We start from the raw sequence: 13,189 nt of genomic DNA, 5'->3' as shown, positions 1-13,189 counted from the left end.
TTTAGCTTTCAGCCATTTGAGGCGTCACGAGCCCCATGAGACTGGCATGTGTCGACGCGACGAGCGCCTCAATGGCCGCCGTGTGATCGGCGCCACTGACATGACCATCCGACAGGCGGTCGATCCGTTCCGGATTGATCAGCGTGTAGTAGAGCGCCCCAAGCAGGAACTGGCTGCGCCAGACGATCTGTTCGCGGGCAGCACCTGGCAGGCATTGCGCGATGGCATCAATGAAGGCGCGCGTCGTGTCGTCGAAGGAATCGGCAATGATGCGCCGCGCCTCGGGGTCGCCTTCGGCGGACAGGACCGCCCGCATCCGGGTGAATTGCGCGCCACCACCGGAATCCGACGACGAGGCGAAGGCCGGCAGCAGATAGGCGCGCAGCACTGCGGTCAGGCGGTCGCTGCGGTCGGGGGTGCGCAGAGCCTCGCTCAGCAGATCGCGGCGACGGGCGTTCATCGGCTGGGTGTGGCGGGCATAAATCGCGCTGAGCAGGCCGATGCGGTCGGTGAAGTGATAGTTCAGCCCCGACACCGCGACACCGGCCTCGCGTGCGATCTCGCGCAGCGACACCGCGCTGAAGCCACGTTCGGCGAACAGCCGTTCGGCCACGTCCATGATGGTGACCTGCTTGCCCTGGTGTCCGTCCGATTTGCGCACCTGGTCCTCCTCCCGAATCTCATGTGTTGGGACACATGTACTGCAACTTAGTACATGTGTCTAAAACTTTCGTACAAGTGTACTATTTTTGAGAAACCGAGCAGGCGGCGCCTCCGCCCCCGCCATGAGGGGAAGAACGCCAGCACTCAACACATTGATATTTCTGTATTTAACTTGAGGCAGCTAGTGCTGCGGCACCTCGGGCGGAAGGGGTTTGAGCTGAAGGTCTTCGTGCAGCGGCACGGCCTGGCGTTCGATCAGGCGGTGGACGCGCGGGCGCCCCGGGCCGCGGTGCAGCTTCAGCAGCGTCTCGAACCCCTCCAGGTCGGATTTCGTGCGTCTGGCGTTGTGACGCAGGTAATCGTTCCAGGTCGCGACGTGGAAACGCTCGCTCCACAGGTCCGGGGTTTCGAGGTCCCGCAGCAGGGTCCAGTTGCGCGCGCCATCCCGGATTCTTACCCGGCGGCGGCGGTGGATTGCGGCCAGGAAGGCATCTGTATCCGCGGCGTCGATCACGTAGTCGATCATGATGACGATCGGCCCAGAGCGCGCCTGAAGGTCCAGGCGCAACTCCGGCTCCCGGAACGTATCGAGGGGGTCCAGATCCGCCGCACCGAATTCCCCCAGCGGGATCCAGCGCCCGATGACTGCCCCCAGCAGCAACAGTGCCCCGGCCCCGATAAGCGCCGTGGTGACACCGTGGTATTCCGCGACGAGGCCCCAGCTCCACGCGCCGAGGGCCATGCCGCCGAATGTGGCGGTCTGGTAGAACGACAGCGCCCGGCCCACGACCCAGCGGGGTGTCGACATCTGGACCGTCACGTTGAACAGCGAAAGCGCCATCACCCAGCACGCCCCGGCAATCAGCAGACCGATGGCGCTGACCGCGATGTGACGGCCAAGCGCCAGGATCACCATGCCGACGGCAAACCCGACAAAGGCCGTAACGACGATCTGTTCATTGCTGAACCTTGCCCGCACACGGCTGTTGGCAATCACCCCGCCAATTGCACCAAGGCCGAAAAAGCCAAGCAGCAACCCATAGGTCAGCGCGGTCCCGTTCAGAACACTGCGTGCGACCAGCGGCATCAGCGCCATGGCCGAGGACGCGGCAAAGCCGAACAGGCAACTGCGGCCCAGTACCCGCAGAAGGTGCGGCGACATCGACATGTAGCGCAGCCCGGCACCCAGGGCCTGACGCAGGTGTTCGCGTGGCAGGCGGTCCGTCTTGGCCGGGGGGTGCCACAGCCAGAGAGCCAGAACATTGGGCAGATAGGTCAACGCGTTGAAACCAAAGGCCGCCGCGGCCCCGGCGATCGCGACGAGGAACCCGCCGAACGCCGGGCCGACCGACCGCATCAGGTTGAAGCCCATCGAGTTCAGGCTGACCGCCGCTGACAGGTTCTGGCGGCTGACGATATCGCCCATGCTGGCCTGCCAGGACGGGTTGTACAGCGCCATGCCGCAGCCGATGGCAAAGGTGAACCCCAGCAACCCCCAAGGCCCGAGCAGATCGAGGTAGGCGCAGATCGCCAGGGCCAGGGACACGCACAGCATGAAGATCTGCGCACTAAGCAGGATTCGCCGCCGGTCGAAACTGTCGGCCAGGGCCCCGGCGACCAATGAAAAGACCATGATCGGCAATGTGTTGGACGCTTGGACCAGCGCCACCATATCGCTGCTTCCGGCAAGCGAGGTCATCAGCCAGCCCGCACCGACCATTTGCACGAGCCCCCCGAGATTGGAGGTTTGAGAGGCGAGCCACAGACTGCGAAACGTCGGGTTGCCAAGCGGCGCGAAGGTATCGCTTTTCGGTTCTATCGTCCTGCTCCGATTTGTGCTGCCGTCCCGCCCGATGGGTCGGCGGAGTGCGTGTGATACCTAGTGTCGCCGCTGGTCGCGCCCAGCCCCCGGCAAACGCCTGCCGTCATAACGCACAGATTTTTCGCCCGGTTCAAGTGTGCCAAAGGGGGGACTTTGGCTGGCGCATTTTACTGAATTCGGTAAGTTCGGTGAGACAAGCAAGCTAAATCGCCGCAATTTATCTTTTTCGATAAAAGACATTGCCCTGCCCAGTGATCCCCTCTATCTTTATCGTATTCGATAAAACAGGCGAGGCACCGATCACATGGCCCGGCCCCCGGCACACCCCGATACGCCCCCCGACACCGCGCTTTTGCTGAGCGAGGTCGGCGCCCGGCTGCGGCAGGCCCGTATCGCGCAGGGCATGAACCTGCATCAACTGGCGCGGCTGACCGGGATCAGCGCCCCTGCCCTGTCGCTGATCGAAACCGGCAAGCGCGACCCGAGGCTGAGCACGCTTGGCCGGGTTGCACGGGCGCTGCGGATGCCCCTGTCCGACGTGATGGGCCACCCGCAGCCAGACCCCGACGCCCCTGCCCAGCCAGCCCCCGGCGACGGCTATGACCTGGACGCCTACCGATGAACGCCAGGGTTGCGGTCTGGTTCGATGCCCTGCACGTCGGGGATATCCACGTGGCACAGGACGGACAGTTGTCGTTTGCCTATACCGACAGGTGGCAGGCCTCACCGGGGGCATTTGCATTGTCTCGAACGATGCCATTGCAGGTGGCCCCCTATCCGTCTGACGTGATTTCCCCCTGGCTTGCCAACCTCTTGCCCGAAGAAGACCAGTTGCAGATCCTGACCCGTTCCCTGGGGTTGGACCGCGCCGATACCCTTGCCGTGCTGACCGAGATCGGCGGCGACACGGCCGGGGCGCTGTCGTTCGGAGTGCCGGGTGACAGGGCGGGCTGGGCCTATACACCGCTGGTCGATCTGTACGACACCGACGATCCTGCAATCGCGCTGGAACGTCACTTTGACGATTTAGGCCGCCGCCCGTTTCTGGTGGGTGAAGAGGGCGTGCGGCAATCGCTGGCGGGGGGGCAGAAGAAATCTGCGCTGGCGGTGCTGGGGCCGGAGGGCGCCCCGGTTCTGCGGCTGCCGCAACCGGGCGACCGGCTGGCCGTGCCGCGCGACGGCGCGCCCTCGACCCTGATCCTAAAGCCCGACAACCCCACCCTGCCCGGCATCACCGAGAACGAGGTCTATTGCCTGCATCTGGCGCAGGCCATCGGCATCACGTCCGCCGCAACGACCATTGTGAGCACGGGACAGCGCAGCGCCATCTGCGCCCTGCGATATGACCGGCGGGTCGGCGCGTCGGGGCAGCTGCTGCGCCTGCACCAGGAGGATTTCGCGCAGGCCAACGGCGTGCCGCCGGGGCGCAAGTACGAACGCGGCACCCTGCCCGGTCCCAGCCTGCAAACCCTTCTGAGTACGGGAAACTTTCTGCCGCCGGGCGATGCGCTGGCACTGCTGGACCAGCTGATCTTCAACATCCTTGTGGCCAATACCGATGCGCACGCAAAGAATTATTCCCTGCTGCTGCCGATCGGATCGGGGCCGCGTCTGGCGCCGCTGTATGATGTGTCCAGCGTGCTGCCCTGGCCGCATGTGACGCAGTATTTCGCGCAGAACCTGGCCGGAACACGTCGCAAGCCCGAGGCGATGGCGGCGCGTCACTGGGACCACATCGCGCGGGACATGGGCTATCGCCCCGCCGACCTGCGCAGCCGGGTGCAGGAGCTGGTTGACGCCATGATCGGCGCGCGGGTCGCGGTCACCGCGACGGTCAGCGCCCTGCCCGGCGCGACGGCGGGCTATGTCGAACAGACTGCCGCGCTGGTCGAGGAAAACGCGCTGCGGATTGCCGGGCGACTGCGCTGATGTCGGTATCTGCCGCATCGAACCCTGCAAGCCTTTGATATCAATGAATTCGAACGTCGGTATCTGAACGGTATCAGAGCGGTATCTGAACGGTTTCCAAATCCGCTTTTCACGCGCCATTGGGCTGAGGGCGCGTGGGCGGCGAAAGCGACAGCGACAGCGGACAGACATGGCCGGCGGCATGGGCAGCCACCGGAGGAGCCAAACGACCGTCCGATGGAGCGGCTGCGCGCGCCAACGGACGGTCCCCGTGCCCAAAGGCCAGAGGCCAGAAGCCAGAAGCCAGAAGCCAGAAGCCAGAAGCCAGAAGCCAGAAGCCAGAAGCCAGAAAACCGAAACCGGCACAGCGTGACGCGGCAAACGCTATTTTGGGTATGACAGGATACCCGCACCGGCATTGCCTTCGCCCCGACAAACCCTGATTTTCCCGGCGATTCCGGGCTGTGCGGGTTTTGCGCGCAGACAGGCCGAGAGCGCGGGTGACGGAGTGGCCGACGCGTCACTGCTGCGCGCCGTCTGGCGGCAGACCGGGCACAACACGACGGGCGCGACCATGGTCTGCGCCCAGGGGGACGGAGGACTACACTTTGAACAAGATGACAGAAACGTCCGAGGCGGGTGCGCCCGACACAGGCGCGACGGAAACGCTGAGCTATCGCATGATGGCGCTTGGCCCGATTGTCGGGCTGCTGCTGATGTGGCTGCTGCCTGACAGCCTGCCCTTTGCCGGGCGCGCGGCGGCGGGATGCGCCCTGTGGATGGCGATCTGGTGGATGACCGAAGCCGTGCCGATCCCGGTGACATCGCTGTTGCCGCTGGTGCTGTTTCCGCTGTTCGGCATCGGCACATTCGGCCAGGTGTCGGCACCCTATGCCAATGCGGTCGTGTTCCTGGTGCTGGGCGGGGTGATCCTGGGCCTGGCGACGGAACGCAGCAACCTGCACCGGCGCGTGGCGCTGCGCACGATCCAGATGGTGGGCACCCGCCCCGACCAGATCGTGCTGGGGATGATGATCGCCTCGGCCTTCATTTCGGCGTGGATTTCCAACACGGCGACGGCGGTGATCATGGTGCCGATCGGCGCGTCGATCCTGAAACTGGTGCGGGATCTGGACCGGGAAAAGGGCGTCGATCGCAAGTTCGCCGCCGCGCTGATGCTGGGGATTGCCTATGGCGTCACCATCGGGTCGACCGCGACGCTGGTCGGCCAGCCGCCGACGGCGCTGATGGCGGCCTACCTGATGGACCAGCAGGATTACCTGATGGGGTTTGCCCAGTGGATGATGATCGGCGTGCCCTTCGCCGTGGTCATGCTGGCGATTGCCTGGGTGCTGCTGACCAAGGTTGTCTACCGGTCCGACCTGCGCGAACTGCCCGGGGGCGCGGCGCTGATCCGACGCGAGGTCGAAGGACTGGGACCGATGAGCAAGGCCGAGGCACGGGTCTCGCTGATCTTTCTGGGCGCGATCTTTTTCTGGGTCGTGGTGCCGTTGATAAGCAAGATCGCATTCGTGGGCGACGCCCTGCCGTTTCTTGGCGGGATCTCCTCAAGCCAGGTGGCGATGACGGCGGCTGTGGCCTGTTTCGTGGTGTCGTCGGGGCAGCGCGATGCCAATGGCCGCCCCGTTGCCCTGCTGACGTGGGATGCGGCGCGCGACATTCCATGGGGGTTGCTGCTGCTGTTCGGCGGCGGGCTGAGCCTGTCTGCCGCCTTTACGCTGACCGGCCTGTCGGGCTGGATCGGCGCGCAGGTCGGCAGCCTGGGTGACATGCCGCCGCTGGTGGTGCTGATCGTGGCGGCCGTCGTCGGGCTGGGCCTGACCGAGCTGACCAGCAATACCGCAACGGCCGCCGCTTTCTTTCCGATCATGGGATCGGTCGCCGTGGGTATCGGGATCGATCCGCTGATCATGACGGCGGTGATGACGCTGGCCGTCTGTTCGGCATACATGCTGCCGGTCGCGACGCCGTCGAACGCCGTGGCCTTCGGTTCGGGCGAGGTGTCGATCAAGCAGATGGTGCGCGCCGGGGTCTGGCTGAACATGATCTCGCTGGTCGTGATCTTCGTGCTGATCGAGACGCTGGTGCCGATGGTGTTGACGCGCTGACAGGCCAGGGCCCCGCAGTTCGCACCGCTGCGGGGTCATACCTTTTGCGTATCAAGGGATACTTGGCCGGGCATTGCCGAGTATCACCGAGCGGCGCAGAATGACGAAAATTCGCATTGATTGGGAGGAGAACCACATGCGCAGTATCACCCTGGACAACATCACGGAGGCCGTCGTCGGCGCGCTCGGCGACGATATCCCGGCGCGCAACCGCCAGATCATGGAGGCGGCGCTGAAACACATGCACGCCTTCATGAAGGAGGTCGACCTGAGCTATGACGAATGGCTGGGCGCGATGGAATGGCTGCGCCGGGCCGGCGATATCTCGGACGCGGCGCGCAACGAATTCATCCTGATCTCGGACATTCTGGGCGTCGAGGTTCTGGCCGACATGATCGACAAGAAGCCGACGCACAACGAGACGATCTCGACCGTGCTGGGGCCGTTCTATCGGGAAAACCCGCCGGTTCTGCCCAAGGGGGCCTCGATCATCCAGAAGGGTTTCGAGGGGCAAGAGACCCTGCGCATCACCGGCACGATCCGCGACACCGAGGGTAACCCGGTGCCCGGCGTCACGATGGACGTCTGGGAAGATGCGCCGAACGGGCTGTATGAACAGCAGGACCCCGACCAGCCGGAAATGAACCTGCGCGGCCGGTTCGAGACCGACGAGAACGGCCAGTACGACCTGGTCGCGATCCGCCCCGTGCCCTATCCGATCCCCGATGACGGGGCGGCGGGCGAGCTGCTGAAATACATGGGCCACCACCCGATGCGCCCCGGTCACGTCCACTTCATGATCATGAAAGACGGCTACAAATCGCTGATTTCGCAGATTTATGACAGCGAGACAGAGTACCTCGACAATGACTCGGTCTTTGCCGTGAAAGAGGATCTGATCGGCGAGATGAAGCCCGCCCCCGAGGGTGCGGATACCGACCTGGTGATGACCTTTGATTTCGTGATCCGCAACAATGCCCTGCTGGGCCGCGTCGCGGCGGAATAAACCCACACCTCGGTCAGGCAGCGTTGCGGCGTTGCCTGACCCCGCAAGAACGAGGCTGCTCATGACCGTTTCCCCCGGCGCCATTTCCCCGGCTGCCGACCTGTCCACCGACCTGCTGCGCGACACGGCGATCCGCCGCATTACTGCGCGCATGATCGCGGCCCCGACGACGCGCAATCACAAGCTGTCGAACACCTCGGTCACCCATCAGGGGTATATCCTGGTCGAGGTGCTGCTGGAAAACGGCGTGATCGGGTACGGCGAAGGGTCGACCCTGGGCGGCCCCCGCTGGGCCGAGGAAAGCGTCGAGGCGATGAAGGCCAATATCGACACCTATCTTGCGCCCGCGCTGGTCGGTCAGCCCGGCTGCAACCTCGAGGCGGCGACGCTGATCATGGATCGGGCGGCGAAGCGCAATTATACCGCGAAATCGGCCATCGACATGGCGCTGCTGGATGCGCTCGGCAAGACCCTGAACGTGCCGGCGCATGTGCTGCTGGGGGGGGCGGTGCGCACCAGCATCGAGGCGATCTGGGCGCTGGCGTCTGGCGACGCGGCGCAGGAGGTCGACGAGGCGCAGGCGATGATCCAGCGCGGCTGGTTCAACCGGTTCAAGATCAAGCTGGGCTTTGCCGATCCGGCCACCGACCTTGCCCGCCTCGGCGCGCTGCAAAAGGCGCTGCCGAGCGGCACGATGATCGTCGCTGATGTCAATCAGGGCTGGTCGGAGGCCGAGTGCATCCGTTACCTGCCGGAGCTGCACGACCTGGGCGTCAGCCTGATCGAACAGCCGATTGCCGCGGGACAGACCGAGGCAAGCGCGCGCATTGCCGCGCGGTCGTCCATCCCGATCATGATGGACGAAAGCGTGTCGACCCTGAGCGAGGCAAAGCGCGAAGTTGCCGCCGCGACCGGGTCGGTCCTGTCGCTGAAACTGTGCAAACATGGCAGCGTGCACAACCTGAAACGCGTCGCGGGGATCGCGGCGGCGGGCGGGGTGCAGATGTACGGCGGCTGCCTGCTGGAAAGCTCGATCGGGGCGGCGGGGCATCTGCATGTCTTTGCCACCCTGCCACATCTGGAATGGGGCACCGAGCAGTTCGGCCCCAAGATCCTGGTCGAGGACCTGGTCAGCGACAGCCTGCGCTATGAGGATTTCCGGGTGCATCTGCCGACCGGCCCCGGTCTGGGCGTGACCCCCGACCCCGAAATGATCGACAAATACGCAAGGAACGCCTGAGATGAGCGACAGTGACCTTCTGCCCCGCTTCACCGCCATGGCGCAGGCCCTGTCGGGCAAGGCGCATCTGGCCCGCCTCGGCGCGCTATTCTCGGAAACCGTGCTGATCGAGGTCGACGGAGAAGAGCTGTACCTGCACTTCCATCGCGGCGCGGTCGAGGGCATCACGACAGGCCCGTCGCGCAAGATCCCGTGGTGCTTTGCCATCCGCGTTGATCGCGCGGCGCTGGACAAGTACTGGCAGCCGATCCCGGAGGCGGGTTTTCACGACATCTTCGGGTTTGTCAAAACCGGGCGGGGGCGGATCGAGGGCGATATCCTGACCCTCGTCAAGAACCTGCGGTTCTTCAAGGACTTCATGGCCTTGGGCCGCGAACCGGACCGGGAGATCACGGCATGAGCACAGATATGACCATCGAACCCATCACCGGCCGCTACGTCACGATCACGGCCGCGGGCCGCCCCTATCGGATCTATTTCGAGGAGGCCGGGCAAGGCCAGCCTGTGCTGTGCCTGCACACCGCGGGGGCCGATACGCGCCAATGGCGCCACATCATGAACGATGCCGCGATCACCAAGGATCATCGCGTGATCGCCATCGACATGCCATGGCACGGCAAATCCCTGCCCCCCGAGGGCTGGGAGACCGAAGAATACCTGCTGACCACCGCGTTCTATATCGAGGTGGTGCTGGCGGTGGTCGCCGCCCTGGACCTTGACCGGCCGATCTATGCGGGGTGTTCCATGGGCGGGCGCATCGCGCTGCAACTGGCGCTTCACCATGGCGCACCCTTCAAGGGGTTCATCGCCATCGAGGCCAGCGATTTTCAACCCGCGTGGTACGACATCGACTGGTTCCACCGCCCCGACGCCCATGGCGGCGAAATGGGCGCGGCGCTGGTCAGTGCCAATATCGCCCCGCAGGGCCCGAGCGTGGAGCGCTGGAACACGCAGTGGATGTTCATGCAATCCGGTCCCGGTGTGTTTCGCGGCGACCTGAGTTTCTATACCCAGGACGACAGCCTTGTCGGCAAGCTGGGGCAGATCGACACCTCGGTGCGGCCGGTACACATCATGGTCGGGGAATACGACATGACCTGCACGCCCGAAGATGCGCAGCGCACCGCCGATGCCATTCCCGGTGCGACCCTTGCGGTGATGCCCGGCATCGGCCATTTTCCCATGAGCGAGAACCCCGAGGCGTTTCGGCCCTTCTTTGTCGCGGCGCTGGCCCATATGGGCTAGGCCTTCCGGGGCGGTAGGAGAGACGCCTTGGAGCTGAAGCGGCTGAGATATTTCATTGCGGTGGCCGAGGAATTGCACTTTGGCCGGGCGGCGGCGCGTCTCCAGATGGCGCAGCCGCCGCTGAGCCGCCAGATTGCCGCGCTGGAGCAGGACCTGGAGGCGCAGTTGTTCGACCGCTCGCGCAGCCAGATCCGGCTGACGCAGGCAGGGGCCGCCTTTCTGGAGAGCGCCCGCGATCTGATCGACCGACAGGAGAGCGCCTATCGCGAGGCGCGCCTGATCGGACAGGGCGGCGCGGGCCGGTTGCGCATCGCCTTTGTCGGGTCGGCCACCCACGGCCCGCTGCCGACGCTGATCAAATCGTACAGGTCGCATTTTCCCAATGTCGATCTGTCGCTATCCGCGATGAACAACGCCGAGCTGGAACGCGCGCTGATCCAGCAGGATATCGACATTGCCGTCGCCCGGCCCCGGTTGCAGGGCGAGGATCTGCGCTCGGTCCTGCTGATCGACGAGCCGCTGGTGCTGGCGCTGCCCGACAATGCCGCCCTGGCGACGCAGAAACAGCCGATCGCGCTGACCTCGCTGGAGGCTGAAACCTTTGTCCTGTATCCGCGCCGACCACGGCCCAGCTTTGCCGATGATGTCTTGCGCACCTGCGAAATGAACGGGTTCATCCCGCGCGACCAGGTCTTTGCGCAGGATTACCAGACGGCGATTTCGCTGGTGTCGGTGGGGGTTGGCCTGTCCATCGTGCCGCAGAGTGTCAGCCGGGTCAGCCGGCCGGGCGTGTTCTTTCGCCCCTTTTCAGGCGAGAACCCCGGAACGCAACTGACGATGCAGGCGCGGCTGGACAATCGCCGCCCGCAGGTGGTGAACTTTTTCGATGTGCTGCGCCGGTTCGTCAAGGGCGGCGCCGCGGCGACGGATGGCCCGCTTTCGCTTTAGGCCGCGGCTGTCCGCTCCCTCCTTGCGGCCACGGCCCCGGAATATTTTCGAAAATCCCGGATTTCGTATTTCCGCACCCGCGGGGGATGTTTACTCTGTCCGTCACATCAGCGGCCCCGGGTGGGCCCGATCCAGGAGGCGCAGATGCCATCGGACAACACCACGGCGCAGACCGCCGACCAGACCCTGGGCCAGTTGGCCTATGATCGGATACGTGCCGACATCCTCAAAGGTCAGTTCCGCCCCGGCAGCCCGCTTCGGCTTCAGGCGCTGAAGGAACGCTATGGTTTCAGCTTTTCGCCGCTGCGCGAGGCGTTGAACCGGTTGCAGAGCGAGCAGCTGGTCGTGTCCTATGCCGCGCGCGGGTTCCGCGTGACCGAGATTTCCACGACCGAGATGTGGGACGCCATCGAGACCCGTATCCTGATCGACTGCGAAGCGTTCCGTCGGTCGATCCGCAGGGGCGATGACGATTGGGAGGGGCGCGTGATGGGGTCGTTTCACAAGCTGTCGGTCTGCTTTGAGCGCAACCTCAAGCTGGGGCGCGAGGCGACAGAAGACGAAACGACACAGCTGGAGGATCGCCACCGCGCCTTTCACGGCGCATTGATCAGCGCCAGCGGGTCGAACTGGATGCAGGTGTTTTCCACCCAGCTCTACAACCAGACGCAACGCTATCGCTGGCCCTATTTCACGACCGAGGGCGGCAACGTCTTCCTGAAGCAATCCTACCTGGCAGAGCACAGCCAGATCGCAGCCCATGCCGTCGCCCGGCGCGAGGACGAGGCGGTGGCGATGATGGCCAAGGGGTTTCGCCGCACAGGCGAGATCATCGAGAGCCTGCTGAAGGGTCAGGACGAGGTCGCGCGCGGCACCTGAACCGCGCCCGCCAGTCATGGTCGAGCCGGGTCTAGTCGATCAGCCCCGGCAGCCAGGTCGCCATCCCCGGAAACAGCGCCAGCAACAGGATCAACACCAGTGTGCAGGCAAGGTAGGGCAGCACCGAACGCGCAATCTGCCCCAGCGTCGTACCCTTTGGCGCGACCCCGGCCATGACGAACAGCAGCAGGCCGAAGGGCGGTGTCGCCAGGCTCATCTCCAGCGCCAGCAGCATGGTGACGCCGAACCAGATCGGGTCGATCCCGTAAAGCGCGATCAGCGGCATGAACACCGGCAGGGTCAGCATCATGATCGACAGCTGGTCCATGAACATGCCCAGCACCAGCAACACCACCAGCATTGCCAGCAGCATCCCGTAATGGCCGAGTTCGAACCCGGTGGCAAAGCTGATCAGCCCGGCCGAGGCCCCGGAAAACGCCAGCAGCTGCGAAAAGGTGGTCGAGCCGATGATGATCAGCAGCATCATCCCCGAGACCTTGAGCGTGCCCATCATCGCCCTGATCAGCGCGGTGCGGGTCAGCTTGCCATAGATCGCCGCAAGGATCGCCACGGAGAGCGCGCCGAAGGCCGCGGATTCCGTCGGTGTGGCCCAGCCCAGCAGGATCAGGCCGATGACACAGAAGACCACAAGGCTCATCGGGGCGACGTTGAGGGCGAGCGCGCGCAGGATCTGGCCCAGCGAGTGTTTTTCCACCGCGTAGGACGGCGCCGCGTCGGGATCGAGCGCGATCTGCACCCGGATCATGGCCACGAACATCGCCATCAGGACCAGCCCCGGCACAAGGCCCGCGATCAGCAGCGCGCCCACGTCGATGCGCGCCAGTGATCCCAGAAGCACCGCCAGCGACGACGGCGGGATGATCATGGCGACGCCGCCCGTGGCGATGATCGGCCCCATGATCAGATGCGGCTTGTAGCCCCGGCGCAGCATGTCGGGCATCAGGGTCGAGCCCAGCATCGCGGTATTGGCCATGGACGACCCCGACAGCGTGGCAAACAGCGTGCCACCCGCCACGGTCAGATAGCTGAGCCGCCCCTTGATACGCCCGAAGCACATATCGAGCGCGTCGAACAGTTTCACCGCAAGGCCGGTGTGAAACAGCAGCTCGCCCATGATGGTGAACAGCGGCACCGGCACCAGCGCGAAGGAGGTGATGGAATCGGTCGAATTGGCGATCAGCTGGTCGATGCCGTTCAGCCCGCCCATGAACAGCAGCACGCCGACGACGTTGATCACCAGAAAGGCGATGGCGACCGGCATTGCCAGGAACATCAGGGCCAGCAGACCGCCCAGCAGCAGGGCGGTGGCCCCGATCCAGGTCATGTAC

General features: G+C 64.8%; 12 protein-coding genes. 9 read left to right on the top strand and 3 right to left on the bottom strand.

The genetic code is table 11. The annotated features are described in order from the left end of the window. Position 1 precedes the first annotated feature (1 nt). A complete protein-coding gene (locus DL237_RS17725; RefSeq protein ID WP_199672140.1) occupies positions 2-661 on the bottom strand; it encodes a TetR/AcrR family transcriptional regulator in 660 nt (219 codons plus the stop codon). Positions 662-844: 183 nt separating this feature from the next. Next, positions 845-2,482, bottom strand: a complete 1,638-nt coding sequence (locus DL237_RS17720; RefSeq protein WP_119400434.1) for an MFS transporter — start codon at positions 2,480-2,482, stop codon at positions 845-847. Between the two features lie 307 nt (positions 2,483-2,789). Here DL237_RS17720 and DL237_RS17715 point away from each other — a divergent pair, with 307 nt between their 5' ends. The 9 genes from DL237_RS17715 (at position 2,790) to DL237_RS17670 (ending at position 11,840) form a co-directional block, all read left to right on the top strand. Then, on the top strand, positions 2,790-3,107 hold the full coding sequence (locus DL237_RS17715) for a helix-turn-helix domain-containing protein (RefSeq protein WP_119400433.1): 318 nt from the start codon (positions 2,790-2,792) through the stop codon (positions 3,105-3,107). Continuing rightward, positions 3,104-4,414 carry a HipA domain-containing protein gene (locus DL237_RS17710; RefSeq protein WP_119400432.1) on the top strand — a complete coding sequence of 437 codons (1,311 nt, stop codon included), beginning with the start codon at positions 3,104-3,106 and terminating at the stop codon, positions 4,412-4,414. The genes DL237_RS17715 and DL237_RS17710 overlap by 4 nt, the downstream gene beginning before the upstream one ends. Before the next feature lie 596 nt (positions 4,415-5,010). Further along, positions 5,011-6,522: an SLC13 family permease gene (locus tag DL237_RS17700; protein WP_119400485.1), complete on the top strand. Its 1,512-nt coding sequence runs from the start codon at positions 5,011-5,013 to the stop codon at positions 6,520-6,522. A gap of 136 nt (positions 6,523-6,658) precedes the next feature. Next, the gene (locus DL237_RS17695; RefSeq protein ID WP_119400431.1) at positions 6,659-7,528 is read left to right on the top strand and encodes a dioxygenase family protein; all 870 of its coding nucleotides are present in this window, start codon (positions 6,659-6,661) and stop codon (positions 7,526-7,528) included. A 61-nt stretch (positions 7,529-7,589) separates the two neighbouring features. Beyond that, a complete protein-coding gene (locus DL237_RS17690) occupies positions 7,590-8,768 on the top strand; it encodes a muconate/chloromuconate family cycloisomerase (RefSeq protein ID WP_119400430.1) in 1,179 nt (392 codons plus the stop codon). Between the two features lies 1 nt (position 8,769). Next, a complete protein-coding gene (locus tag DL237_RS17685; RefSeq protein ID WP_119400429.1) occupies positions 8,770-9,168 on the top strand; it encodes a hypothetical protein in 399 nt (132 codons plus the stop codon). 8 nt (positions 9,169-9,176) lie between these two features. Next, positions 9,177-10,013, top strand: coding sequence for an alpha/beta fold hydrolase (locus tag DL237_RS17680; RefSeq protein WP_119400428.1), 837 nt, complete (start codon positions 9,177-9,179; stop codon positions 10,011-10,013). Between the two features lie 27 nt (positions 10,014-10,040). After that, positions 10,041-10,961: a LysR substrate-binding domain-containing protein gene (locus tag DL237_RS17675; protein WP_119400427.1), complete on the top strand. Its 921-nt coding sequence runs from the start codon at positions 10,041-10,043 to the stop codon at positions 10,959-10,961. A 144-nt stretch (positions 10,962-11,105) separates the two neighbouring features. Further along, positions 11,106-11,840, top strand: coding sequence for a GntR family transcriptional regulator (locus tag DL237_RS17670; RefSeq protein WP_119400426.1), 735 nt, complete (start codon positions 11,106-11,108; stop codon positions 11,838-11,840). A gap of 31 nt (positions 11,841-11,871) precedes the next feature. Here the strand turns inward: DL237_RS17670 and DL237_RS17665 are convergent, their stop codons facing one another. Beyond that, positions 11,872-13,185, bottom strand: coding sequence for a TRAP transporter large permease (locus DL237_RS17665; RefSeq protein WP_199672144.1), 1,314 nt, complete (start codon positions 13,183-13,185; stop codon positions 11,872-11,874). Positions 13,186-13,189: the final 4 nt, after the last annotated feature.

This window comes from Pseudooceanicola sediminis (genome assembly GCF_003575965.1).
In the GTDB taxonomy this organism is placed as follows: domain Bacteria; phylum Pseudomonadota; class Alphaproteobacteria; order Rhodobacterales; family Rhodobacteraceae; genus Pseudooceanicola; species Pseudooceanicola sediminis.
This window is presented reverse-complemented; position numbering and strand designations above follow the sequence as displayed.

Bases quoted from the DNA above. Each gene is read 5' to 3' on its own strand.
- DL237_RS17715 (WP_119400433.1), top strand. From the start codon at position 2,790: ATGGCCCGGCCCCCGGCACACCCCGATACGCCCCCCGACACCGCGCTT.
- DL237_RS17710 (WP_119400432.1), top strand. From the start codon at position 3,104: ATGAACGCCAGGGTTGCGGTCTGGTTCGATGCCCTGCACGTCGGGGAT.
- DL237_RS17700 (WP_119400485.1), top strand. From the start codon at position 5,011: ATGACAGAAACGTCCGAGGCGGGTGCGCCCGACACAGGCGCGACGGAA.
- DL237_RS17695 (WP_119400431.1), top strand. From the start codon at position 6,659: ATGCGCAGTATCACCCTGGACAACATCACGGAGGCCGTCGTCGGCGCG.
- DL237_RS17690 (WP_119400430.1), top strand. From the start codon at position 7,590: ATGACCGTTTCCCCCGGCGCCATTTCCCCGGCTGCCGACCTGTCCACC.
- DL237_RS17685 (WP_119400429.1), top strand. From the start codon at position 8,770: ATGAGCGACAGTGACCTTCTGCCCCGCTTCACCGCCATGGCGCAGGCC.
- DL237_RS17680 (WP_119400428.1), top strand. From the start codon at position 9,177: ATGACCATCGAACCCATCACCGGCCGCTACGTCACGATCACGGCCGCG.
- DL237_RS17670 (WP_119400426.1), top strand. From the start codon at position 11,106: ATGCCATCGGACAACACCACGGCGCAGACCGCCGACCAGACCCTGGGC.
- DL237_RS17665 (WP_199672144.1), bottom strand. From the start codon at position 13,185: ATGACCTGGATCGGGGCCACCGCCCTGCTGCTGGGCGGTCTGCTGGCC.